The organism is Pseudoalteromonas sp. S3785 (genome assembly GCF_005887365.1).
In the GTDB taxonomy this organism is placed as follows: Bacteria; Pseudomonadota; Gammaproteobacteria; order Enterobacterales; family Alteromonadaceae; genus Pseudoalteromonas.
This window is the reverse complement of the sequence record NZ_PNCT01000011.1, coordinates 35,804-59,042: the sequence shown is the minus strand read 5'-3', so window position 1 is coordinate 59,042 and position 23,239 is coordinate 35,804. Positions and strand designations below refer to the sequence as shown.

At 43.1% G+C, this 23,239-nt stretch carries 18 protein-coding genes and 1 pseudogene; 10 read left to right on the top strand and 9 right to left on the bottom strand.

Annotation, left to right across the window (positions count from 1 at the left end; all coding sequences use genetic code 11):
- The first annotated feature begins 15 nt into the window (after positions 1-15).
- Positions 16-2,148: an alpha-galactosidase gene (locus CWC17_RS03735; RefSeq protein WP_138612112.1), complete on the top strand. Its 2,133-nt coding sequence runs from the start codon at positions 16-18 to the stop codon at positions 2,146-2,148.
- Between the two features lie 53 nt (positions 2,149-2,201).
- Here the strand turns inward: CWC17_RS03735 and CWC17_RS03730 are convergent, their stop codons facing one another.
- Positions 2,202-2,903 carry a FadR/GntR family transcriptional regulator gene (locus tag CWC17_RS03730; protein ID WP_138541501.1) on the bottom strand — a complete coding sequence of 234 codons (702 nt, stop codon included), beginning with the start codon at positions 2,901-2,903 and terminating at the stop codon, positions 2,202-2,204.
- Between the two features lie 177 nt (positions 2,904-3,080).
- On the opposite strand from CWC17_RS03730, the gene CWC17_RS03725 reads away from it, so the two are divergent.
- Positions 3,081-3,839: an SDR family NAD(P)-dependent oxidoreductase gene (locus CWC17_RS03725; RefSeq protein WP_055015617.1), complete on the top strand. Its 759-nt coding sequence runs from the start codon at positions 3,081-3,083 to the stop codon at positions 3,837-3,839.
- Position 3,840: 1 nt separating this feature from the next.
- The gene (locus CWC17_RS03720) at positions 3,841-4,791 is read left to right on the top strand and encodes a 2-dehydro-3-deoxygalactonokinase (protein ID WP_055015616.1); all 951 of its coding nucleotides are present in this window, start codon (positions 3,841-3,843) and stop codon (positions 4,789-4,791) included.
- A gap of 87 nt (positions 4,792-4,878) precedes the next feature.
- Here the strand turns inward: CWC17_RS03720 and glpD are convergent, their stop codons facing one another.
- The 7 genes from glpD to galE all read right to left on the bottom strand — a co-directional run bounded on the left by glpD (position 4,879) and on the right by galE (position 13,891).
- Positions 4,879-6,384: a glycerol-3-phosphate dehydrogenase gene (gene glpD / locus CWC17_RS03715; RefSeq protein WP_138612111.1), complete on the bottom strand. Its 1,506-nt coding sequence runs from the start codon at positions 6,382-6,384 to the stop codon at positions 4,879-4,881.
- Positions 6,385-6,582: 198 nt separating this feature from the next.
- Positions 6,583-8,085 carry a glycerol kinase GlpK gene (gene glpK, locus CWC17_RS03710; RefSeq protein ID WP_138612110.1) on the bottom strand — a complete coding sequence of 501 codons (1,503 nt, stop codon included), beginning with the start codon at positions 8,083-8,085 and terminating at the stop codon, positions 6,583-6,585.
- Between the two features lie 207 nt (positions 8,086-8,292).
- The gene (locus tag CWC17_RS03705; protein ID WP_138612109.1) at positions 8,293-9,621 is read right to left on the bottom strand and encodes an alpha/beta hydrolase family protein; all 1,329 of its coding nucleotides are present in this window, start codon (positions 9,619-9,621) and stop codon (positions 8,293-8,295) included.
- A gap of 31 nt (positions 9,622-9,652) precedes the next feature.
- Positions 9,653-10,654 (bottom strand): Gfo/Idh/MocA family protein, encoded by a 1,002-nt coding sequence (locus CWC17_RS03700; protein WP_138612108.1) that lies wholly within the window; start codon positions 10,652-10,654, stop codon positions 9,653-9,655.
- A 19-nt stretch (positions 10,655-10,673) separates the two neighbouring features.
- Entirely contained in the window at positions 10,674-11,822 is a 1,149-nt protein-coding gene (gene galK, locus CWC17_RS03695) for a galactokinase (RefSeq protein WP_138612107.1), read from the bottom strand.
- Complete coding sequence (locus tag CWC17_RS03690; RefSeq protein ID WP_138612106.1) at positions 11,812-12,876, bottom strand: UDP-glucose--hexose-1-phosphate uridylyltransferase; 1,065 nt, start codon at positions 12,874-12,876, stop codon at positions 11,812-11,814. Before CWC17_RS03690 ends, galK begins: the two co-directional genes overlap by 11 nt.
- A 1-nt stretch (position 12,877) precedes the next feature.
- Positions 12,878-13,891, bottom strand: coding sequence for a UDP-glucose 4-epimerase GalE (gene galE / locus CWC17_RS03685; RefSeq protein ID WP_138612105.1), 1,014 nt, complete (start codon positions 13,889-13,891; stop codon positions 12,878-12,880).
- 304 nt (positions 13,892-14,195) lie between these two features.
- On the opposite strand from galE, the gene CWC17_RS03680 reads away from it, so the two are divergent.
- Positions 14,196-15,023, top strand: coding sequence for an SDR family NAD(P)-dependent oxidoreductase (locus CWC17_RS03680; protein ID WP_138612104.1), 828 nt, complete (start codon positions 14,196-14,198; stop codon positions 15,021-15,023).
- A 305-nt stretch (positions 15,024-15,328) separates the two neighbouring features.
- Here CWC17_RS03680 and CWC17_RS03670 read toward each other — a convergent pair whose 3' ends face one another.
- Positions 15,329-15,568, bottom strand: coding sequence for an HP1242/YdcH family protein (locus tag CWC17_RS03670; protein WP_138541493.1), 240 nt, complete (start codon positions 15,566-15,568; stop codon positions 15,329-15,331).
- A 299-nt stretch (positions 15,569-15,867) separates the two neighbouring features.
- Here CWC17_RS03670 and CWC17_RS03665 point away from each other — a divergent pair.
- The 6 genes and pseudogenes from CWC17_RS03665 (at position 15,868) to astD (ending at position 23,152) form a co-directional block, all read left to right on the top strand.
- Positions 15,868-16,856 (top strand): annotated as a pseudogene (locus CWC17_RS03665) (zinc-dependent alcohol dehydrogenase family protein).
- Positions 16,857-17,126: 270 nt separating this feature from the next.
- Positions 17,127-17,708, top strand: coding sequence for an anthranilate synthase component II (locus tag CWC17_RS03660; RefSeq protein WP_138612103.1), 582 nt, complete (start codon positions 17,127-17,129; stop codon positions 17,706-17,708).
- Between the two features lie 46 nt (positions 17,709-17,754).
- Positions 17,755-18,915 (top strand): HDOD domain-containing protein, encoded by a 1,161-nt coding sequence (locus CWC17_RS03655; RefSeq protein WP_055015603.1) that lies wholly within the window; start codon positions 17,755-17,757, stop codon positions 18,913-18,915.
- 444 nt (positions 18,916-19,359) lie between these two features.
- Positions 19,360-20,565: an aspartate aminotransferase family protein gene (locus CWC17_RS03650; RefSeq protein ID WP_055015602.1), complete on the top strand. Its 1,206-nt coding sequence runs from the start codon at positions 19,360-19,362 to the stop codon at positions 20,563-20,565.
- Between the two features lie 84 nt (positions 20,566-20,649).
- Entirely contained in the window at positions 20,650-21,666 is a 1,017-nt protein-coding gene (gene astA / locus CWC17_RS03645) for an arginine N-succinyltransferase (protein WP_055015601.1), read from the top strand.
- Between the two features lie 16 nt (positions 21,667-21,682).
- Complete coding sequence (astD, locus tag CWC17_RS03640) at positions 21,683-23,152, top strand: succinylglutamate-semialdehyde dehydrogenase (RefSeq protein ID WP_138541491.1); 1,470 nt, start codon at positions 21,683-21,685, stop codon at positions 23,150-23,152.
- The last annotated feature ends 87 nt before the right edge of the window (positions 23,153-23,239 follow it).

The window sequence follows — 23,239 nt, the reverse complement described above, 5'->3', positions numbered from 1 at the left end:
GAGGACAGGAGAATCATGGCCGATATTAAACCATTCTTTCGATTAGACAGCGCAAACAGCACCGTTATTTTCGACTGCCAGAGCAAAACACCGGCATTACTTTATTTTGGTAAGCGCCTATCTGAGCAAACAACAGAAACAATGCTAACTCAGCTTGCGACTCGTCAGGAAGTAAAATGTGCCGTGGTTGAAGAAGCACCTATTTCTCTTTCTCCGCTATTAGGTGAAGGTTTTACTGGTGCACCTGGCTTAGAGTTGAGCAACGACACTATTGCTTGGTCAGTTGGGCCAAAGCTTAAAGAAGTTCGCCAGCCTTCACAGTCAACCCTTGAATTTGTAAGCGTAGATGAGCTTCGCGGTATTGAAGTTGTGCACAGCATTACGCTTGATAGCCACACCGATGTGCTAAGTGCGCATACGGTTTTAACTAATTTAAATGAGGCACCGCTAAGCGTTAATTTTTGCGCCGCACCCACGTTCCAATTACCCGATAGCATGAACAAGCTAGTAAGCTTTGAAGGACGTTGGTCAAACGAATTCCAACGTCAATCGGTTGATTTAGTGCTCGGCAGCTTTGTACGCGAAAACCGTAAAGGTAAAACCTCGCACGATGTATTCCCTGGTTTATTAGTACACACTGAAGGTGCAGGTGAGCAGCAGGGCGAATGTTATGGCTTTCATCTAGGTTGGAGCGGTAATAACAAGCTGCGCGCTGAGCTACTACCTGAAGGGCGCCGCTATGTGCAAATGGGTGAGTTATTATTACCTGGCGAGCTTACCCTTGCCAAAGGCCAAACGTATCAAAGCCCAAGTATTTATGGCTCGTTTTCGAGCGACGGCTTTAGTGCGCTGTCGCGTAATTTTCATCGTTTTGTTAAAGCTAACTTACTTAGCCAAGCACAGCGCGAAAAAACACGCCCAGTGCATTACAACACATGGGAAGGCATTTACTTTGACCACGATGTAGACACGCTAAAGCAATTAGCCGATAAAGTAGCGCCATTAGGTATTGAGCGTTTTGTACTAGACGACGGTTGGTTTAAAGGCCGCCGTGGTGATTATGCAGGCTTAGGTGATTGGACAGTAGATTACGAAATTTATCCAGACGGCCTATCGCCAGTGATTGATCATGTAAACAGTTTAGGCATGGAGTTTGGTATTTGGTTTGAACCTGAAATGGTAAACCCTGACAGTGACTTATACCGCGCTCATCCTGATTGGGTATTAGGCTCAGAAAATAACGAACAACTTAGCTTTAGAAACCAGCTGGTGCTTGATTTAACGCGTACAGAGGTTGTTGAATACCTATACAAAGCGATTGATGACATTTTAGTTGAATACCCAACAATTAAGTACATTAAATGGGATATGAACCGCGATATTAACCACGCGGGTAACTTCTCAGGCAAGCCTGCAGTGCATCAGCAAACACTGGCACTGTATCGTTTAATTGACCGCATTAAAGCGGCGCACCCAGGCCTTGAAATTGAAAGCTGCTCATCAGGCGGTGCCCGTGTAGATTACGGCGTGCTTGCACACACAGATCGTGTATGGACGTCAGACTCTAACGATGCACTTGACCGTCTTGAAATTCAACGTGGTTGTTCTTTCTTCTTTCCATCGTCGGTTATGGGTGCACACGTAGGCCCGCGTGATTGTCATATCACAGGGCGTAATGTCAGTATTGAAATGCGTGCTGCGGTATCACTGTTTGGCCACATGGGCATTGAAATGGACCCACGGGAACTGACCGATCACGAATACAATGCGCTTAAAGCAGCTATTGCGCTACACAAAGAGCACCGTGACTTTATTCATGCAGCCGATTTGTATCGCCTAGATAGTGACGATTTATCAATTAACTTTGGTTTAATCAACGAGCAAAAATCAAAAGCGTTATTTGCGTATAACAGTGTACGCGAAACACCGCGCACTGCGCCTAATAAGCTTCGTTTTGTTGGTTTAGATGCAGATACGCAGTACACACTTAATTTAGTGTGGCCTGTTAAATTTGAAGAATACCGTCCTTCATCTATTGCGGCTGTTAACGGACAAACATTTACCGGTGAAGCGTTGATGGAATTTGGCCTACAAATGCCAATTTCATTCCCGCAAACATCACTTATTTTTGAGCTTACTAAAGTATAGCAAGCAGTAAAAAGGGAGCTCATTAGCTCCCTTTTTAATTGCTCGAAAAATTATTAATCGAGTTTAGACTCAATCAGCTCAAGCGCTTCTTCTAAAATGGTTTCTACTGCTTGTTTAGCGCGCTGCGGGTTACGCGATTTAATCGTATCTAAAATGTCAGCGTGCTTTGCAACGTCTGCCCCTGGCACACCTTTAATATGATTGGTATAGCGAATACTTACGCGCAGCGCGGTGCTAATAAATTCTGTTAACTGCACAAAGAAACGGTTATTACTGGCCACTAAAATACTAGTATGAAAAGCAATATCTGCCTCTAATGGGTCATCTAATCCTTGATCTGCATCGGCCATACGGGCAAGTGCGTTGTCTATTTCAGCAAGTTGTTCGGCGCTGGCATTTTCAGCAGCTAAGGCGGCAGCTTGTGGCTCAAGTGCTACACGTACTTGTGTAAACTCTTTTAATAAAGAAAGTGACGGTTTACTGCTTAAAATCCAGCGCAATACGTCGGTGTCAAACATATTCCAGCTGCTCTCTGGCAGTACGCGAATACCTTGTTTAGGACGAGAAGATATTAAGCCCTTAGCAGAGAGCATTTTGACTGCTTCGCGCGTGGCACTGCGACTCACATCGTATTTTACGCATAGGTCAGCTTCTGAGGGCAGGCCTTCGTTAACTGGGTATACGCCACGCACAATTGCAAAGCCTAAATCATGGGTTAATTGTTGTGTTAAGTTTTGACGAGGTTGGCTTTTCATTGAGCGGTATCCGAGTGAGTTATTGCTTTATTATATATCATATATCATATTAATGTACGAAAGGATATGTTATAAACTTTGCTAAAGGCAAGTATTTTAACACAGCTGTAATAGTAATCTCTTTAGCAAATAATTATAAGTACTAAGAGAAGCAGTTTGTATTATGGAGAAACGCATTTGAATAATCACGCTCAGTACCCCAGTATTTCTGGCAAAGTTGTTTTTATTACTGGGGGGGCTTCAGGCATTGGCCGAGCAATGGTAAAAGCATTTGCCGCTCAGTCTGCCAAAATAGCCTTTATAGATATTAATAACGACGCTGCTCAATCTCTTATTGCCTCATTGCCTAACGCTAAATTATGGTTTAGACAGGTTGATGTTACCGACTCAAATGCTTTGCAGCAATCTTTGGTAGATGCATGCGCTGAACTAGGGGCTATCAATGTTCTGGTAAACAATGTAGCCAACGACCGCCGCCAAGCCAGTGAAGATGTTACTGTCCAAGATTGGGACCAATGCCTACAAATTAACTTAAATCCGGCGTTTTTTGCCTCGCAAGTTGCTATGTCTTTTATGAAAAGCGAAGGCGCGGGGAGTATTATTAATTTTAGCTCTATTAATGCCATTATGGGGCAGCCGCAAATGGCGGGTTATGTTACAGCAAAGGCTGGCTTAATCGGCATGACTAAGGCACTTGCTCGCGATTATGGTGAGTTTGGCATAAGAGTAAATGCTATCTTGCCGGGTTGGGTTGCCACCGACCGCCAATTAGCCAGTTGGTTTACTAAAGAAGAGCAAGTGAAGTGGATGGAAGCCATGGCACTTAAAAAGTTAGTAACCCCTGAAGATGTGGCTAACTTGGCACTTTTTTTAGCTGCCGACGAAAGCAGTATGATCACAGGTCAAGGCATTAAAATTGACGGTGGGAGGCTCTAAGTTGCAGCACTTAAACCTTTTTATAGCCGTAGATTGGGGCACGAGTCATTTACGCGCTTATTTATGCAGCGTAAATACCACAGGGCAATTAACGTTAATTGCTCAGCGCGATGGCCCAGGTGTGATTAGAGATAAACAAAATTTTGAACACACTTTAATTGGTGTCGTTGCACCATGGACCAGCGAATACGGCGTTTTACCTATTTATATGGCTGGGCAAATCACCTCAAGTATTGGCTGGAAAGAGACCCCTTATTTGGCGTGCCCTATAAACCCCGAAAGCCTACTCAGTGGCGCAATTAACTTTGATTGCGCAGGTAATAAAGTCAGTGCCTTGCCTGGCACAAAGTGTACATTAAAAAACAATTTATTTGATGTAATGCGCGGCGAAGAACTGCAAATTTTAGGGTTTTTAAAACAAAATCCGACCTATCAGCACGGTGAGGTACTCATTTGTTTACCCGGTACCCATACTAAATGGGTGCTGTTAAAAGATGGCCATATTATCTGTTTTAAAACCGCAATGACGGGCGAATTATACGACTTGCTATGCCATCAAAGTGTACTTATTCCTAACGATTGTGAGGCAGGGGAGTTTGATTGGCATGCCTTTGAGCAAGGTTGTGAACTTACCCTAGGCAGTGACAGCGGTAATTTGGCGCACGGTATTTTTAGTGTCCGTACGCGCCAGCTTTCAAAAGAGTTAACACCAGTGCAAGCCAAGGCGTATTTGTCGGGCGTGTTAATAGGTAGTGATGTACGCGCAGCACGCCATGCTAGCGAATGGCAATTAGTGAATAACTCTAAAGTGGTGGTTATTGGCACAGAGCAACTAAATACCTGTTTTACCCATGCGTTAAATTGCATTGGTGTGCAGTGTTTAGAGTTTGACGTGAAAGAGGCTACGTTAAGTGGTTTTAACTACTTATTTAATAGTAATAAAACCAAGTAAATATAAAAAAGCCCCCAATATTGAATGTACAATTATTGTGGGCTAGTTCTTAAATTAAGTAAGGGGGAAATTGGCTGTAGTCTGCTGTCAGGCTGTTTTAGCCCCTTGGCTTTGCGCAATATAATGATTAAGCGTGGCCACTTGCGCGTCATTAAAACGCAGGCCTAGTTTACTTCTGCGCCATAAAATATTGTAAGCGTTGCCCGCCCATTCTTCGTTTAGTAAGTAATCGACTTCTGCTGCAAATAAGCCATGGCCAAAGTCTTGGCCTAAATCATTTAGCTGGGTTGCATTGCCTAAAATTAATTTTGCACGAGTCCCGTAGGTACGTACAAAACGTTTAAGAGTGATCTCTGGTAACCAACTATAAACCGTTTTAAGCTCATTAGTGAGTGCTTCTACCGAGCTAAAATCGCCACCAGGCAGTGCGCTGTGTTTAGTCCACGCTGCACTCATTTGCGGGTAAAACTCTTCAAGTTTATTCACCGCAGCTTCGGCAAGTTTACGGTAGGTAGTAATTTTACCACCAAACACACTTAACAGGGGTGTGTGTTTGCCTTCGCTTGATAGCTCTAACTTGTAATCTCGCGTTACTTTTTGTGCATTAACTGACTCGTCATCAAGCAGTGGGCGCACACCCGAAAAGGTATGTACTATGTCTTCGCGCTTAATGTGGTTTTTAAAGTAGCTGTTAGTAATATTAATTAAGTAATCGATTTCTTCATCGCTGATTTTCACATCTTGCGCTGCGCCTTTGTGTTCAACATCGGTGGTGCCTACCAGTGAGTAATCATCTTCAAACGGTATAACAAACACAATACGCTGATCTTTATTTTGTAAAATATACGCTTGTTTTTCATCGTGAATACGCGGCACTACAATGTGGCTGCCTTTTACAAGGCGAATATTTTGAGGTGACTTTTCTATCAGGGCTTCGTCAAATAGTTTAGCAACCCACGGACCTGCGGCATTTACAATGCCTTTGGCTTTAATCGTCTGTTGCGACTTAGTTTGCTGTTGCTCAAGCGTTACCTGCCATTGGCTATCAATGCGTTTTGCACTGACACATTTGGTTTGCGTAGCAATGGTCGCGCCTTTATCTTGAGCGGCTAGGGCGTTTAAAATTACCAAACGTGAATCATCAACCCAGCCATCTGAGTATTCGAACCCTTTTGTAATTGAAGGTTCTAATACGCTGTTTTCACCAAACTTAATGCCACGCGAACCAGCAAGTGTTTCGCGCTTGGCTAGGTTGTCGTACATAAATAAGCCAATGCGAATCATCCACGCTGGGCGTAGGTGCGATTGGTGCGGTAGCCTAAAGGTGAGCGGCCACATAATGTGCGGGGCATTTTTAAGCAGCACTTCACGCTCTGCAAGTGCTTCTTTTACTAATCTAAATTCGTAATGTTCAAGGTAGCGTAAACCGCCGTGGATCAGCTTAGAACTATTTGAAGACGTTGCACTGGCTAGGTCTGATTGTTCGCACAAAAGCACCTTTAATCCTCTGCCTGCTGCATCAGCTGCTATTCCAGTGCCGTTTACACCGCCACCGACGACAAGTAAGTCGTATTCGTTATCTGCTAATTCCACCGAGCTAACCTTTTTATTTGTAATATAAATAAGACATATAACATCATAAAGCGGCGGCTCTTATTTGACAATAGATAACCGCGCTTTTTGTGTGTTAATTTTTAATCCTGATCTTTTTAAAACATACAGCGTACAACGCGCTATTTAGCTGACTTTATTTATGTTTGATAAGCCGCCAACTTAATTAGCGGCTAGTTTTTACTGCTGTTGGCAATCGTCACTAGATAAACGAACTTGCGCTACACAGTGCTGCCATTTTGCGTATAAATCATTACGCTCGTCAGCGCTCATAACTGGCTCAAAGCGACGGTCACAGGTCCACATTTTTGCTAATTGCTCCGTTGACTCATACACACCGGTTTGTAGGCCTGCTAAGTATGCTACGCCTAAAGAGGTGGTTTCGGTCACTGTTGGGCGCTCTACGGTTGCGCCTAAAATGTTTGATAAAAAGGCAAGTACCCAGTTATTTTTAACCATACCGCCATCAACCCTTAACACGCTTGGGCGTAGGCCATCACGCTCCATTGCTTTTTGTAAGTCTTTGGTTTGATATCCAACCGATTGCAACGCCGCAGCAACAATGGTGCTAATGCCTGAATCGCGCGTTAAACCTAAAATAGCGCCCCGTGCATTTGGGTCCCAATAGGGCGCACCTAAACCTGTAAACGAAGGCACTAAAAATACCCCATGATCGAGCGGTACATCTTTTACTAACGATTCGCTCTCGCCGGCATGGCTTAATAGTTTTAAGCCTTCAACAATCCACTGCATAGTGGCGCCTGCCATAAAAATACTGCCTTCAATGGCGTAAGTTGGCTTGCCATTTAATCTATAAGCAACCGTAGTCAGTAAGCGGTTTTCAGAGGTAAGCGCTTTTTCGCCGGTATTAAGCATTAAAAAACAGCCCGTACCATAGGTGCTTTTCGCCATGCCTTGTTCAAAACATGCGTGGCCCACAAGGGCTGCTTGTTGGTCGCCGGCAATACCACACACACGTATTGGCGCGCCAAAAATATCGTCGCTGGTTGAGCCAAATTCGTCGGCTGAGTCCATGACTTGCGGCAGCATAGATTCAGGAATTTCGAATAAATCGAGTAACTCTTGATCCCATTGCTGGGTATGGATATTAAATAACATAGTGCGTGATGCGTTAGTTGCATCGGTACGGTGCTCTTTGCCACCCGTTAGGTGCCAAAGTAAATAGGTGTCAACTGTGCCAAAAGCCAGTTCACCTGCAAGGGCTTGTTCGCGTGCACCTGCTACGTTGTCTAAAATCCAGCGTACTTTAGTAGCCGAAAAATACGGGTCTAGCAGTAAGCCGGTTTTATCACTTATGGTTTGGCAAAGCTCGTCAGTGCTTAGGCTTTCGCAGTAATCGCTGGTGCGGCGGTCTTGCCACACAATGGCGTTATAAATTGGTTTGCCGGTTTTTTTGTTCCACACTAAGGTGGTTTCACGTTGGTTGGTGATACCAATGGCAATAATTTCTTCAGGGTTTACGTTTTTATCTGCTAATACTTCGCGGCTGGTACTTAGCACTGTTTGCCAAATATCGTTAGGGTCGTGTTCTACCCAACCATTTTGCGGAAAATGCTGCGAAAATTCTTGTTGTGCTGAGCCAAAAACGTCTGCATCTTTTGTAAACAAGATGGCCCGAGAGCTTGTGGTTCCTTGATCAATTGAGAGTATGTATTTTGACATGATATTTGTGTTATTTATCTTATCTTATATATGACTAGATTGCCTTTAACTAAGATTAATGGCAATGATTTTTTCTTAAAATAGCCGTTTAAAAAATAAGCACGCTGTTTTTATTTGCTAACTCTTTTAAATAACAGGTGTTTTATAGCAGCATTATTTTAAGTGCGTATGCGGCTAAATATAAAAATAGCCGCTTAAAGCTTAATATTACTTGGTGTGTGGTTTAGCTTGTTGCCAATCCATACCAGTAGAAAAACGATTATCAAACCCGTGCCATTGTGGCAGTGGCTTACCATCAACAATAGCTTGGTCGCCGTTTTGTGGTAAGTCTAGATATTCACATTGGCTGGTAATGCCTTTTACATGGCAATCCATCATAGCAAGTACAAAGTGTTTGTTGGCCTCGTTTAGGGTGCGCATTGACCACGATGGCTCGTAGTAATGGCCTATATCTAATTCGCTGCTACGTTTGGCAATAGCAGGTGCAGGGTGCGGCGCAATATTATGGCGGGCGTTTTTGTAAGTAAGCATGTACTTATTTTTGCTGCCCGTTTGGTTATAAAGGTGTTTAATACCTTCATAACCGGATATATCGTCTAAGCTGCCCGCTACATAAAGCGAAGGCACTTTTATGTTTTGCATAGCACTGGCATTAAATAAGTTATGTTGCCCGCCCCAAGGCGCAAAGGCCACCATAGCTTTTATGCGTGTATCTACTTGTGGGTTTTTATATTGCCCACCAGCACAGCTATTGAGTAATTGCTGTACTTGTTTAATTTGTGCAGGGTCTTTTATACCGGTAAACATGGCGGTAGTTTGCTCGTTAAAATCATAACAGCCACCAATTGTATTAACTGCGCCAAAACCACCCATAGAGTAACCAATTATGCCTGCGTTTTTGTTATCTACTTGCTTGCTGGCAAAGTTATTTTGTTCGTTAAAGTAGTTAAGTACAAATTGCTGATCGCGTGAGCGGTTAATAAGGGTACTAAAAAAGCCCGAAAACGGCGCATTTTTAAAATCAACATCGGCATTGGTTGAGTCGGTATGATCTATGGCTGCCACAATGTATCCGTGCGATGCTAAATGTTCGCCCAAGTAATACATAATTGTACGATAGCCGGTATACCCGTGCGAGAGCACAATAACGGGATAGTGCTCTTTGTTATTTATAGCTACATCGCGCATGGCATCAGCTTGTAAGGTAAACGCTTTACCTGTACGGGTTATGTCGCTGTAGCTGGTTAAGGGAGCGTTTGCACTGTTTCCTGCCGGGTACCACACTTCTACCTTTAGGGGGCGATCTTTTTGAGCTTGGGTTGCAGGGTCAAACTGTGCGGGATTTACTAAATTAAGCGTTTGTACGCCAACGCTGTAATTCCCTTTTGCAGCAAGCTCAGGAAGTACTTCGCTGGTTAAAGGTGGGTAGAGTTGCTCAGGCGTTTTTTGAGCTGCAAAAACAGTACTTGCTGTTAAGCAGCCAGTCGCTAGCAGTAAGGCTTTTGAAAGCGCCTTTAAAGTGTGTGTGCTTGTCATTGTGTATCCTTGTTGTGTGTATTTTTTATTATTAATCTAGCTCATGGGTTTCAACGCTAGCACTGTATTTAAGCTGCCACTGCGCACGAAGCGTATCCATTATGTGCATTACCCGCAGGCTGGTACTCAGTGGTAATACATTGCTTTGTGTTTGTTGTTGTAAAATACATTCGCTAACGTGAGCAATTTCAAATTTAAAGTTTTCATCGTCATTAAAGCTAAAGTCAAAATGCTGCACTTGTTGTGCGTTTAAATGAAGCTCTAACGACTGTGCACCGACAAAGTCAGCAATGCGAATATATCCGTGCTCCCCTAAAACACATGCTTCGGTAGGGCCACTTTGTTGTAATGCGCTACTAAGCTGCGCAAATTGCCCTTGGCCGTAATTTATAAGGGTTACACTGCGCTCATCTACGCCGGTCGTGCTTTTATGTACTAATGATTTAATTTGCTCAGGGGCTTTATTAAATACCACATCGGCAATTGATATAGGGTAAATACCTAAATCAAGCAATGCGCCACCTGCGGTCGCTGGGTTCATTAAGCGGTGCGAGTCAGCAAAGTTGCCCGCTAAGCTAAAGTTGGCATTCACACTGTGTACTTTGCCTATTACGCCCTCGCTTAATAGCTGCTGCAGTTTTACTATGGCAGGTAAAAAGCGCATCCATACACCTTCCATTAAAAAGCAGTTTTGGTGCTCGGCTAACTGGCTAAGGGTAGTGAGTTGCTGTGCATTAACCGTAATGGGTTTTTCGCTGAGTACATGCTTATTGTGCATTAAACATTGCGCAATGGTTTTAAAGTGTTGCTCGTGGGTATTGGCAATATAAATGGCGTCAATGTGTGGGCATTGCATAAGAGCTTGGTAGCTCTCATAGCCTTTAATGCAATAGTGTGTGGCAAATTCATTTGCGCGCTGCTCGCTGGTCGATGCAGCGCCAATAAGCTGTGCATTAGCGCAATGCGTAATGCTTTTAGCAAAGGTGTGAGCAATATTGCCACACCCAATAATACCCCAGTTAACCTTTGCCATGCTTATTCCTTAATGATGTTTAAAAAGACGTAATTTGTAATCCTGAACCTGCTGAACATACGTAAATGTCGGCATTTAAGTTAAAGCGTTCAAAGTAGTGCTGTTCAACTGCTGCTTTAATAAGAGGGACTTCTGCATCACGGCATAAACATACAATCGCACCGCCAAAGCCGCCGCCGGTCATACGTACTGCGCCGCGCTCGCCCATGGCTTCTTTACAAATTTCGACTAGGCCGTCGGTCGCTGGCACGGTTACTTCAAAGTAATGTTTAAGCGATTGGTGCGATGCCGCCATTAGCTCGCGCAGCGTATCAATGTCGTTATTTTGCAGCGCTTTAGTTGCTGCAATTACACGCTCATTTTCGCTAATTACGTGGTGTGCACGCTTGTATTCGTTTTCGCTTAATACATCTTTTGTTGCTTCAAGCGTAGCCATGGTTGCTTTACGAAGCGTGGCTACGTTCATTTTTGCAGCTGCTTGCTCACAGTCAACACGACGTTGGTTGTATTCGCTATCTACTAACTTACGTGGGTAGTTTGAGTTAACAATAACAATGTTTAAATCATCCGGTACTTTTACAGACTCAGTGGCTAGGTTTTCACAGTCAATTAAAAGCGCATGACCGTTTTCGCCTTTTGCCGAAATAAGCTGATCCATAATGCCCGATTGGCAATGCATAAAGTCGTTTTCGGCTTCTTGGCCTAGTAATGCAATTTTTTCTTCGCTTAAACCAAGTTGTGCAATATGGTTAAACATACCACCAATGGCTACTTCTAATGCGGCTGATGACGATAAGCCACTGCCTTGTGGTAAGTTACTGTCAATCAGTAAATCGGCGCCACGTAAAGTGTGGCCTGCACGCTTTAATACAAATGCCACGGCACGAATATAGTTGCCCCATTGCGATTGTCCTTCGCTGATGTCTTCATCAACACTAAAGCTATCTTTTTCGCCTGGGTAATTTAACGAATGCACGGTAATTATGTTGTCGTCGCGCTGTTTAAACATAACTTGAGTACGAAACTCTAACGAGCACGGAAATACAAAGCCGTCGTTGTAATCGGTAAATTCGCCAATGAGGTTTACACGCCCAGGTGCAGCAGCAATACCTTGAGCAGGCGCACCGTACAGTGATAAAAAGTGTTGTTGAAAATCGTTAAGCGTCATCTGTGTGTCCTGCTGTTTTTTTGTAGTGTGTGGTACTGGCTGCTTGTAAAATAGAGGCAGCTGTTTCTGCGCTTAAATCGCGCTGGCTTTCGCCTAGCATTTCGTAGCCAACCATGTGTTTTTTCACGGTGGCAGAGCGAAGTAGCGGCGGATAAAAGTGAGCATGTAAGCGCCAATGTTGCTCATCTGAGCCTCGATTAGCGGGGGCATTGTGCCACCCCATAGAATACGGGAAGCTACAATTAAATACGTTGTCGTATTTAGTCGTTAATACTTTTAGTGTCTGTGCTAAAGCGTCTGTTTGCGCATCGTTTAGCTGGCTAAAGTTTTGAATGTTATCTTTAGTTACAAGCAGTGTTTCAAACGGCCATGCAGCCCAAAATGGCACTACAACAAGCCAGTGCTCGTTTTCAAATACGACGCGGGTTTTATCTGCTTGCTCTTTTTGCACGTAATCGGCAAGCATTGCGCTGCCATGCTTTTTATAATAAGCAAGCTGCTGCGCATCTTCGGCTTCTATTTCGGTTGATAAGTGCGAGTGAGCCCATACTTGGCCATGGGGGTGAGGTTGCGAGCAACCCATTATCTCGCCTTTATTTTCAAATACCTGAACACATTCATAGTGCTGTGCAAGTTCTGTGTAGTTGTCTTTCCAGGTTTTTACAACTTCGTGTAGGGCATCGTGCTCAAGCTCTGGCAGCGTTTTATTATGCTCTGGCGAAAAACAAATAACGCGGCATTCGCCACTTGCTTCATCAGCAATAAATAAATCGCTGTCTGACGCTAAGCTTTGCGATTGCTCGCTTTCATTAGGTGTCAAGGCGCCAAAGTCATTTTTAAATACATGGGTGTATTTGTAATCTGGGTTGCTATCGCCATTTGCACGGGTGTTGCCAGGGCAAAGTGGGCAGCTTTCATCGTGTTTTGGCAGCACGCTTTCGTTTACTGCTTCTGTAGCACCTAACCACGGGCGATTATTACGATGCGGTGATACTAATACCCAACGCCCCGTTAGCGGGTTTTTACGTCTGTGAGTACTTTCTAATAAAGCCATGTTAACTCTCCAACCCACTTGGGTAATTAGTTTGCCAGCGCCATGTATCGTTTGTCATGTCGCTCAGTGTTAGTTCTGCGTGCCAGTTAAGTGTGGTTTGCGCTTTTGTGGCATCGGCGTAATTACAGGCAATATCGCCTGCACGGCGCGGTGCAATTTTATAAGGAATATCTTTATTGGCTGATGCGCTAAAAGCGTTGATCATATCAAGCACTGAATAACCTTGCCCTGTGCCTAAGTTATAAGCATGAAAGGCAGTATCTGTTTTGTGCTGCATAAAGGCTGCTACATGGCCTTTAGCTAAATCTAAAACGTGAATATAGTCGCGCACGCCAGTGCCATCTTTAGTGTCGTAGTCGTCACCAAAAATATTAACCACCTCACGTTTGCCTACCGCAGTTTGGGCAATAAAAGGCATTAAATTATTTGGAATACCATTTGGGCTTTCGCCTAATAAACCGCTTGGGTGAGCACCTACTGGGTTAAAGTAACGAAGCGCTATACCCATAAATTTGCTGTTAGCCTTACATACGTCTTGCATGGCTTGTTCAACCATAACTTTGGTCCAACCGTAAGGGTTAGTAGCGCGTATAGGGTGTTTTTCATCAATAGGGAGGTAATCTGGCTCGCCATACACAGTGGCTGATGAGCTAAATATAATATGGTTTACGCCTACCTCTTGCATGTTTTGTAGCATGCTTAATGTGCCCGACACATTGTTTTGGTAATAACGCAGTGGTTGCTCGGTTGATTCACCTACCGCTTTCAGCGCTGCAAAGTGAAATACAGCCTCTGCCTTGCTGTGTTTAAGGGCAAGTTTAAACTGCTGCTCGTCTTGAATGTCACCTAAAATAAACTCAAAGCGAGTACCGGTAATTTTTTCGAGTTGATCAAGCACAAGGGGGCTTGCGTTAGATAAGTTGTCGTAAATAACTGGGGTAATGCCTGCCTCATGAAGGGCAATACATGTGTGGCTACCTATATAACCCATACCGCCTGTAACTAAAACTTTCATGTGTTTTCTCGAAAAAGTGTATTTGTATGATAAATACTACTATTAAGGTAATTTAAAAACAATAGTTATGATTGCTCGTTATTTCAAATAAACGCTTAAAATTCGCCCTAGCAAAGGCGCAGTGCTATGCCTACTTAATAAAGACGCCTAGGTTTATCAATTAATTCTATAAACTGATTCTACTGAGTCACTAATTATTAGTCGTTAAAAGGGGTGCTAATATAAACAAATAGCAGTGAGTTAATGCCTGTGTAATTTGGCATTAATGCAATGGGCTAGTCTTAATAGAGAAGGATTGATCAACATGAAAAAAACAATTTTATTAACCGGTGCCACCGACGGTATTGGCCTAGAGACCGCTAAAATGTTGTTAGCAAAAGGGCATACTGTATTATTGCACGGGCGCAACCAAGACAAGTTAAAGGCCGTACAAGCAAGCCTAAACGCTGATTACCCGCAAGCAAGCACAGCGACCTACATTGCTGATTTAAGCGATATGGCGCAAGTAAACACATTAGCTCAATCAGTGTTAGCCGACTTACAAAACGCGAATAAAACACTCGATGTACTTATTAATAACGCCGGCGTATATAAATTGCCTAATATCACCACTGCAGATGGGCTAGATGCACGTTTTGCGGTTAACACGTTAGCGCCTTATTTACTTACTAAAGCGTTACTGCCTGTAATGAACACGCAATCACGTGTGGTTAACGTGTCATCGGCTGCACAAACCAGCGTTAACTTTGACTCGTTAGTGGGCAAAAAGCCACTGTCAGATAGCGCAGCTTACGCGCAAAGCAAATTGGCTATCACTATGTGGTCGCGTCACTTAGGTTTAGCACTTAAAGGTAACGGGCCGTTAGTCGTTGCGGTAAACCCTAAGTCGTTACTAGGTAGTAAAATGGTAAAAGATGCCTACGGGCTTGCTGGTGGCGACTTAAAACTAGGTGCCGATATTTTTTGCCGTGCCGCATTAAGTGACGAATTTAAAGATGCCACTGGCCTTTATTTCGATAACGATGCAGAGCGCTTTACACCGCCGCACCCAGATGCGCTCAACCCGGATAAAAATCAGCAGTTAGTTGATACGTTAGATAGCCTGCTTACTCAGCTAAATGCTGATAGCTAGTGGGCTATTAACGCGAAAATTTTACTCATGCCTAATAAGACCTAGTCGTTTTTTATAAAGCCGATATGTGCTTTATACCAATTCGCAATATTACTTAATCATTTTCAGGGGCTAAACGTGTCGCTATCTGCGTTAAAAAATTCTCATTTAGAACAACTAAATAGCGAATTTTTTGCCTTGCTATCAACATGTTTATCCATCCTCAAAATAGACCACTTAATTATGCGAATTGGTATTAAATGTTTTACCCTTTGTTGATCGTCAAAGAGTTCACCTAACGGTGAACTCTTTTTTTTTGTGCAATATTACTCTTGCTGTAAACGCTCGTATAACCAGTCTTTTAATTCTGAACGCTCATGCTTTAGCTGATTCATTTGCTCATCGCTAATGGGCGCATCTTTAAGCTCTAAAGTGCGTATTTCTTTATCTAGCTTGTCGTACTTATCTGCCTTTTTGGCAAATTCTGTGTCGCTTTTATTTAGCTCTGCAATGGTATTTAGGTACTGTGGAAAGTCATTGGTCAGTGAGTGGTCTTCGCCTAACATAGTCGCTCCTTAGTAGGATAAATGAGTTATTTAAGTGAATTACTACCTTTTCACTTATTACTCTGGGGTTTACACCACCATAAATCAACCACAGCAAACCTAAATGGGTATAGCGCAACGACTGGGTAGGGTTTGCCTTAATCCCTATTTTTAAAAAGGATGGGAGATATTTAAACACTATTATCAATATTATTTTGAAACTGATTGTTTATTTAGCCTTATTATCATTTGTAAAGCGGGTGTCTACAATGAAACTTCACTACATAATGACTTATCAACAGATAACAGAGGCAATACCCATGAAAGCAATGATAATTAATAATTTTGGTGGCACTGACGAATTTGTAGCAACTGAGGTTGCAAAACCACAAGTAACAGCAGGTAATGTGTTAGTTCGTATTGCGGCAACAAGCGTAAATACAATTGATATGATGATACGTCAAATGGGTGCTGACTTACCCTTTGCTCCAGAACTACCGGGCATTTTAGGGATGGACTTTGCAGGCACCGTTGAAGCTGTTGGCGAAGGCGTAACAGACTTTGCAGTAGGTGATGAAGTATATGGTTGTGCTGGGGGCCTAGGCGATTTACCCGGTACACTTGCTGAGTTTATTCTTGCTGATAAACGCTTAATCGCTCACAAACCTAAAAACCTAAGCATGAAAGAAGCAGCCGCTATTCCACTTGTAGGTATTACAGCACTTGAAGGCTTAACACGAGCAAGTGTAAGTGCAGGCCAAAAGTATTAGTACACGGCGGCGCAGGTGGTGTAGGCCATTTAGCAGTACAACTAGCTAAGCATTTTGGCGCTGATGTTTACTCAACGGGCGGTAACGCAGAGCAACTAGCACTAATAGAAAGCTTTGGTGCTACAGGCATAAACTTTAAAGACGAAACCGTAGAGCAGTATGTTGAAAAGCACACTAATAATGCGGGCTTTGACATGGTGTTTGACACCGTAGGTGGCGGTAACCTGACTAACTCATTTGCTGCAGCAAAGCTAAATGCTCAGGTATCTACAACGCTTTCTTTATTAGAAGTAGATTTAAGCCCAGTACATTTTAAAGGGTTATCGTTAAACGTAATCTTTATGCTTATTCCAATGATCCACGACTTTAACCGTCAAGACCACGGCGAAAAACTGACTAAACTTGCACAAATTGTTTAAGCAGGCGGTATGCGCCCTGTACTTGACGAACAAGACTTTAGTTTAGAAGACGCAGCTAAAGCGCATGATCGCTTAGCAAGTGGCCAAGCCATGGGTAAAGTTGTTATTTCTGTACAATAAATTATTAAGGCCGGCATACTCGCCGGCTTTTTCTTTTTTATTTCCTGCTTTTTATCTGCACATAAATACGAACATTTCTAATATAACAAATTAGCCTTTACGTATTCTCTTTTCGGGCCCAGTAGTGTTAATCACTAAAGCGCAGCACGCCCTAGTGTATGTTGGGGAATTATTAGTGATAGAATAGGCATTATAAATGCTTATACTGCTCATTTTAAAAGCCACATATGTGAGCATAGAGCACTCCATTTTAAATAAGGTCGTTGTGTAATGCTGTTGATGATCGACAACTACGATTCGTTTACTTATAACCTAGTACAATATTTTCAGCGCTTAAACCAAGAGGTGCTGGTAAAGCGTAATGACGAAATATCGGTTGCGCAAATTAAGCAACTTAACCCCAAGCATATTGTTATTTCTCCGGGGCCTTGTACGCCAAACGAAGCGGGTGTGTCACTCAATGTCGTTGAGCAACTAAAAGGCATTTACCCTATTTTGGGTATCTGCTTAGGGCATCAAACCATAGCGCAAGCGCTAGGAGGCAAGGTTATACGTGCTAAGCAAGTTATGCATGGTAAAACCTCACCTATTGTTCATAATAATAAAGGGGTATTTACCGGTTTAGAAAACCCGCTTACTGTGTGTCGTTATCACTCGCTGGTGGTCGAAAAACACAGTTTACCAAGTGAATTAGCCATTACTGCGTGGAGCCAAACCGAGCAAGGCGAGTTTGACGAAATTATGGGGCTACTTCACACAGAGCTTGCTCTTGAAAGCGTACAATTTCATCCTGAGGCTATTTTAACTACTCAAGGGCTCGAATTGCTTGCTAACTTTTTATCTCGCTTCTAACCTTACAGTAACCACCGAATGGTAACACTTATACTGAATGGACTTTATGACTGAACTTGCGTCGCAAAAGCGAATAGCCTCCATGCTTGACCAGCGTGCTCACGATTTGCTGCTTGGCCATAGCTTTGCACATCAACAAATTGGCTTTATTCATACGCTAGAAATTGATTATGGTGAACCCATAAAGCAACGCACTTTATTAGAAGTAGAAGTTGCCGCACAGCATAAACGCCAGCAAAGTAGTACTGCGCATCACAAGTACCGAGCACAAGCGAGTAAACAACTTCATAAAGTAATTGAAACAGCCATATTTAAGCAATTAGAAGATATGGATGCTGTTATTCAAAACACCATAGGTATAGAAGATAACGTGGCCACCATGCTAGATATACTAGCGGCTAAGTCGGCAAGTGTGGGGCGTTTAGAGCCATTGGTAAATGATTCCAGCTGGCTTGGCCGTGAATTAGTGTCATTAGTAAACCTGCCTTACTATCGAAAACAACGAAGTAAAAGTACCTCAGTAAAAGTAGACAGCCCCGCACTTGCACTGCGTTATATTGGGCTTGATAACCTGCAATTAGTTATCCCCACTTTTGCTGTGCGCCACTGGATGCCACATAGTACCGAGCCATTTCCATTATTAAAGCGCCGCCTTCGTGATGCTGCCATGGCTAATGCAATAGCGGCACAAAAAATTGCAGAGCTGAATGATGTAAACCCTATACATGCTTTTACTCTGGGCATGCTAATAGATGTAGGGCGCATAGCTTTAGTGCGCTTGTACTTAAAAACGTTTGAACAGGTATGGCAACGCAAGGTGCAAATAGCACGCGAAGCACAACAAAAAGACTTACACACGGCCTTGATGGAATTAAAGCCAGATCCGTTATTTTTAACTACGTTGTTAAGCACTAAGTCGCTTGCGTTAAGTGCTAAAGTAATCCGCAAAATGGCTTTTAAGGCTTTACCGTTTAATCACGTGATGGCGCAACTTGCTCATGGTGTTGAGCAAAGTAGTGATGTTTTCCCTATGAGTGAGGTCATGTTAAAAGCGCGATGCTATTCGCAATACTTAAACCTAAAACAACATCAACTTATTGAGCAAGATGAAATACATGCGTGGTTTTCGTATCACGGCTTCACTAAAAATGAGCTAAAAGTCCTCGAAACAAGCAATTTTACCAACCTAGCTATTCAAATTGACTAAAAAGCAGCTTATTGACTGGTCCTTATATCGGTAATTTGCGGCTGGTGGCGGCAAATTTTCATTAACTATTGAATTTTTTGTTAATTTTTTTGCGACTATTCATTCATTAACATCTTCATAAGTACACCTTACTTTAAGCACTTAATGTCAGGCGCGACTCACTGCATAGGGGCATAACTCTTAAAAAGTGACATTTATTTTCTATGCAAATAGTTATTCACTATCTATGAAATAATATCCCAAGGCCTTTATTTTAAAGGCCTGCATGAAAGTTTTTAACGAGACAGCACCACAAATATCTGAAATAATGAGCGCCTGAAAATTGAACCACAAGGCAGTTTTACGCTCAACCTTTTGCTATTTAGTGCGTAAATATCTTGGTTACATTTATAACCAAACACCTATTTTGATGTTTTGTGTTGCTCACAATTAAGAGGAAAAAAAATGACAGTAAATCGCGAATTATTTGATCACGTAATGGTTCCTAACTACGCGCCTTCAAGCGTTATTCCTGTTCGAGGCGAAGGCTCTCGCGTATGGGATCAACAAGGTAAAGAATTTATCGACTTTGCCGGTGGTATTGCTGTTAACTGTCTTGGCCATTGCCACCCTGCATTAGTAGGTGCGTTAAAAGAGCAAGGCGAAAAAATTTGGCACCTATCAAATGTAATGACTAACGAGCCTGCGCTACGTTTAGCTAAAAAAATGGTCGATGCGACCTTTGCAGAAAAAGTTTACTTTGCAAACTCGGGCGCAGAAGCAAACGAAGCGGCACTTAAATTAGCACGTCGTTTTGCACTGGATAAATTTGGTGCTGAAAAATCACAAATTATTTCATTTAACAAAGGCTTTCACGGTCGTACTTTCTTTACCGTAACCGTAGGCGGCCAAGCTGCATACTCAGATGGTTTTGGTCCTAAGCCTGGCGACATCGTACATTGTGATTACAACGACCTAGCTGCATTTGAAGCGCTAATTAGCGACAAAACATGTGCAGTAATGATGGAGCCACTGCAAGGTGAAGGCGGTATTATTTCGCCAACTGACGAATTTGCACAAGGCGTTCGTGAACTATGTACTAAACACAATGCACTACTTATTTTTGATGAAGTACAAACAGGTGTTGGCCGTACTGGTGAGCTATACGCATACCAAGGTTTAAACGTAGTGCCTGATATTTTAACATCAGCTAAAGCTCTTGGCGGCGGTTTCCCAATTGGCGCTATGCTAACTACTACCGAGATTGCACAGCACTTAAAAGTAGGTACTCATGGTTCTACTTACGGTGGTAACCCACTGGCGTGTGCCGTAGCTGAAGCCGCATTTGATACTGTAAATACCCCTGAAGTTCTAGCGGGCGTAAAAGAAAAAGCGGCATTATTTAACGAGCTTCTTAACGCGGTAAACGAAAAATACAATGTATTTAGCGAAATTCGTGGCCAAGGTTTATTAATTGGTGCAGCCGTTAACGAGCAATACAAAGGCCGTGCAAAAGAGTTTTTAGTAGCAGCTACCGAGCAAGGACTTATGTCGCTTGTAGCGGGTGCCGATGTAGTACGCTTTACGCCATCGTTAGTAATCACCGAAGCGGATATTCGCGAAGGTATGGTGCGTTTTGAAAAAGCAGTCGCAAGCGTAGTAAACGCTTAAACGCGTTAAACCACCTTATTAAGGGCAAGCCTGCTTGCCCTGCATATTCTATTTACCGTTATTGATAAGGGAGCAAGCGGACTCATGATGATCCTTCGCCCAATCCAGCAAAATGATTACGCAGCGTTATTAAAAATTGCCCACGAATCGGGCCATGGTTTTACATCTTTGCCGTTAAACGAAGAGTTACTGCAAAAGAAAATTGACCATTCTGTAAGTTCATTTGCTAAACAAACGTCACAACCTGGTGACGAAGGCTACCTGTTTGTTCTTGAAGATACCGAAACCGGTGAAGTAGTGGGTACTTCAGCTATTGAAGCTGCAGTAGGGCTTGATGATGCGTTTTATCATTACCACTTAAGTAAAGTAATTCACTCATCACGCACGCTCGATGTATACAAAGCGGTTGATATTTTAACCCTATGTAACGACTACACCGGCGCGACAGAACTATGTACCTTATTTTTGAAAGATGGATACCGTAAAAACTGTAACGGTAAACTTCTTTCAAAAGCGCGCTTTATGTTTATAAAACAACATGAGCAGCGTTTTGCACAAACAGTAATAGCAGAAATGCGTGGCGTGTCTGACGAAAATGGCAGCAGCCCGTTTTGGCAGTGGCTAGAAGAGCACTTTTTTTCAATGGACTTTCCAACCGCCGATTACCTAACAGGTATAGGCCAAAAAGTGTTTATTGCTGAGCTAATGCCAAAATACCCAATTTACGTAAACTTGCTAAGCAAAGATGCGCAAGCGGTGATTGGTAAAGTACACGACAACACGCGCCCAGCTATTGAGCTATTAAAAAATGAAGGTTTTACCTTCAATGGTTACGTCGATATTTTTGATGCTGGTCCAACAGTAGAAGCAAAAGTAGATAACATTGCCACAATTCGTAATGCGAAAGACTTTAAAGTAGAAATAGGCGAAGCGTCAGGCGATACCATGGTACTGCTCGCTAACGGCGAGTTAGAAAACTACCGTGCAACGGTTGCAGCGCTTAGCTTTGATGAGCGTGCAAGCAGCCTTATTTTATCGCAAGCAATAGCCGATGCCCTACAGCTTCAATCGGGCGACACCGTAAGCGCAACCCCAGTTTAATTAAGGAGAAAGTATAATGACTCATCCTGCACAATTTATTAATGGTCAGTGGTCACCAGGCCAAGGCAATGCATTTAATTCAGTAAACCCTGCAAATAACGACGTTATTTGGCAGGCATCTTCAGCGACTGCAGAGCAAGTAGATAGCGCGGTTAATGCAGCGCGCGAAGCATTTTACAGCTGGGCTGATAAAAGCTTTAATGAGCGCCTAGAGGTAGTAAAAACCTTTGCGGCAACCCTTAAAGAGCACAGCGAAGAACTTGCTGTAGCGATTGCTCAAGAAACGGGTAAGCCGCTTTGGGAAACGCGTACAGAAGCGGGCGCTATGGTAGGTAAAATTGCCATTTCTGAAAAAGCATTTTTAGAGCGCACCGGCGACGTTGAAAACGCTATGCCAGTGGGGCGTGCGATGATCCGCCATAAACCACACGGTGTAGTGGCTGTATTTGGCCCATATAACTTCCCTGGGCACTTACCAAATGGCCACATTGTGCCAGCGCTTTTAGCCGGTAACACTGTGGTATTTAAGCCATCTGAGCTTACGCCAATGGTTGCTGAGCTTACCCTTAAACTATGGGAAAAAGCGGGTTTACCTGCCGGTGTAATTAACCTTGTTCAAGGTGAAGTAGAAACAGGTAAAGCCCTTGCTGCGCATAAAGGCATTGATGGTTTATTCTTTACCGGTTCTTCGCGCACGGGTCATATTTTACATGAGCAGTTTGCAGGCCAGCCAGGTAAAATTTTAGCGCTTGAAATGGGTGGTAATAACCCACTAATTATTAAAGATGTGGCAGATACTAAAGCCGCGGTACACGATATTATTCAATCGGCGTTTATTTCAAGCGGCCAACGTTGTACCTGTGCACGTAAAGTATTTTTACCTAAAGGCCAACAAGGCGATGACATTTTAGCAAGCCTTATTACGGCTACTAAAGCCATAAAAGTCGGCAACTACGATGATGAAGACCAACCATTCATGGGCTCTATGATCTCATCTGCGGCTGCAGCAGGCATGGTTAAAGCACAAAATGAGTTGGTTGAACTTGGCGGTGAAGTACTAGTAGAGCTTGAGCACACAGCCAATACAGGCTTTGTAACACCGGGTATTATTGAGTGTTCAGCAATTAGCAACTTCCCAGATGAAGAGCACTTTGGCCCATTATTAAAAGTGTTCCGCTTTGATGACTTTGACCACGCAATTGATAAAGCAAACGACACCAGCTTTGGTTTATCAGCAGGTTTATTAAGCGACAGCGAAGCCGACTACAATCACTTTTTACGTCGTATTCGTGCCGGTATTGTTAACTGGAACCGCCCAATTACAGGCGCATCAAGTGCAGCCCCATTTGGTGGTATTGGCGCATCGGGTAACCACAGAGCCAGCGCATATTATGCAGCCGACTACTGCGCATACCCTGTTGCCTCGGTAGAGCTTGAAAAAGTAACGATGCCAGCAACACTAAGCCCAGGCTTAAAAATAGATTAATTACTATTCTATTTGTAGTTATAAAGAATGAGAAAAGCAGCTTAGGCTGCTTTTTTTGTATTGGTATCGTGCAAAGCTAGTAATTAG

Excerpts from the sequence above, each read along its gene's own strand:
- CWC17_RS03735 (WP_138612112.1), top strand. The coding sequence starts at position 16 with ATGGCCGATATTAAACCATTCTTTCGATTAGACAGCGCAAACAGCACC.
- CWC17_RS03730 (WP_138541501.1), bottom strand. The coding sequence starts at position 2,903 with ATGAAAAGCCAACCTCGTCAAAACTTAACACAACAATTAACCCATGAT.
- glpK (WP_138612110.1), bottom strand. The coding sequence starts at position 8,085 with ATGTCAAAATACATACTCTCAATTGATCAAGGAACCACAAGCTCTCGG.
- CWC17_RS03705 (WP_138612109.1), bottom strand. The coding sequence starts at position 9,621 with ATGACAAGCACACACACTTTAAAGGCGCTTTCAAAAGCCTTACTGCTA.
- CWC17_RS03700 (WP_138612108.1), bottom strand. The coding sequence starts at position 10,654 with ATGGCAAAGGTTAACTGGGGTATTATTGGGTGTGGCAATATTGCTCAC.
- galK (WP_138612107.1), bottom strand. The coding sequence starts at position 11,822 with ATGACGCTTAACGATTTTCAACAACACTTTTTATCACTGTACGGTGCG.
- CWC17_RS03690 (WP_138612106.1), bottom strand. The coding sequence starts at position 12,876 with ATGGCTTTATTAGAAAGTACTCACAGACGTAAAAACCCGCTAACGGGG.
- galE (WP_138612105.1), bottom strand. The coding sequence starts at position 13,891 with ATGAAAGTTTTAGTTACAGGCGGTATGGGTTATATAGGTAGCCACACA.
- CWC17_RS03680 (WP_138612104.1), top strand. The coding sequence starts at position 14,196 with ATGAAAAAAACAATTTTATTAACCGGTGCCACCGACGGTATTGGCCTA.
- CWC17_RS03670 (WP_138541493.1), bottom strand. The coding sequence starts at position 15,568 with ATGTTAGGCGAAGACCACTCACTGACCAATGACTTTCCACAGTACCTA.
- CWC17_RS03660 (WP_138612103.1), top strand. The coding sequence starts at position 17,127 with ATGCTGTTGATGATCGACAACTACGATTCGTTTACTTATAACCTAGTA.
- CWC17_RS03655 (WP_055015603.1), top strand. The coding sequence starts at position 17,755 with ATGACTGAACTTGCGTCGCAAAAGCGAATAGCCTCCATGCTTGACCAG.
- CWC17_RS03650 (WP_055015602.1), top strand. The coding sequence starts at position 19,360 with ATGACAGTAAATCGCGAATTATTTGATCACGTAATGGTTCCTAACTAC.
- astA (WP_055015601.1), top strand. The coding sequence starts at position 20,650 with ATGATGATCCTTCGCCCAATCCAGCAAAATGATTACGCAGCGTTATTA.
- astD (WP_138541491.1), top strand. The coding sequence starts at position 21,683 with ATGACTCATCCTGCACAATTTATTAATGGTCAGTGGTCACCAGGCCAA.